This window comes from Nostoc sp. KVJ20 (assembly GCF_001712795.1).
Taxonomy (GTDB): Bacteria; Cyanobacteriota; Cyanobacteriia; order Cyanobacteriales; family Nostocaceae; genus Nostoc.
In genome coordinates this window covers 1-1,051 of record NZ_KV757798.1, presented here as the reverse complement: position 1 = coordinate 1,051, position 1,051 = coordinate 1, and the positions used below count along the sequence as shown (strand labels likewise).

General features: G+C 45.0%; 1 protein-coding gene. It reads right to left on the bottom strand.

What is annotated here, in order from left to right:
* Positions 1–55 precede the first annotated feature (55 nt).
* Positions 56–1,003, bottom strand: coding sequence for an IS5 family transposase (locus A4S05_RS37505; RefSeq protein ID WP_069074818.1), 948 nt, complete (start codon positions 1,001–1,003; stop codon positions 56–58).
* Positions 1,004–1,051: the final 48 nt, after the last annotated feature.

Sequence of the window (1,051 nt, the reverse complement as noted above, 5' to 3'; positions counted from 1 at the left end):
GGCTTTGTTGCATGAAACAGAAAAAAGGCACACCAACTCTTAGCAGAGTTAGTAATTATTTTTCCACTTTGTAGCTATCTGGCTTGCCTAACTGAATCATGCGATTAAGTGCAGCACATTGCAGAAATAACTCAACAGCTTGATTGTCAAAAAAGCGTCGTCTTAGCTTACCCCCAAAAATAATTTTTAGTCGAAACATAGCTGTTTCAGACAAAGAACGTCGATGATATCTACTTTCTTGCTTCCATTGCTGGCGACCAATTTGATGTATCCGACGCAAATTTTCATCTCTTTGATGTGGAGGCAGTTCAGAGTTATGAGGCTGTTGAATCTGAGCGTTACTGCGAGGTGGAATCACTGCTTTGGCTTGGCGTTGAGTGATTGTGTCGTAACAGTTGAATGTGTCATAACCGCCATCACCAGATACTTGTTCAATATTGGAGTCAATCTGCTCCAACAAGTCGGGTAGTACCTCGCAATCAGCTACATCATTAGTAGTCACCACCGCAGCCAAAATCTCTCCGCTTCCTTGATCAACTCCCAGATGCAACTTCCGCCACGTCCGTCGTTTACCTACCCCATGTGTGCGAACTTTCCATTCTCCTTCACCATACACTTTTACCCCAGTTGAATCCACTACAACATGGATTGCGTCATCCTTTGGGATTACGGGCAGTTCCACCGATAAATTGCTCAAACGACGGCATAGGGTGGAGTGATCTGGTACCTTCAACTCAATTCCCATCAAGATAAACAGTGATTCTAGAAATCCTTCCGTCTGCCGCCCTGCTAAGTTAAATACCGATTGTACAGTTCCCATCGTAGCGATCGCCACGTCACTGTAATAGTTGGAGGCTCCTTTCCGTCCTGTTTTCTTTTCGTTGCGCCACTGTTCGATTACTTCTTCACTCACCCAGAAAGTCAGGCTCCCTCGCTGCTTGAGCGCCGCATCATATTCCTGCCAGTTACGGACTCTGTAGTTAGTTTTGGCTTTCGTCTTCATAGTCCAACTAAGAAACTAGGAGGGGATTAGTAGAGGTAGGAAGGAATA

What these genes read in the sequence shown, in the direction of transcription:
- A4S05_RS37505 (WP_069074818.1), bottom strand. Translation starts at nt 1,003, where the DNA reads ATGAAGACGAAAGCCAAAACTAACTACAGAGTCCGTAACTGGCAGGAA.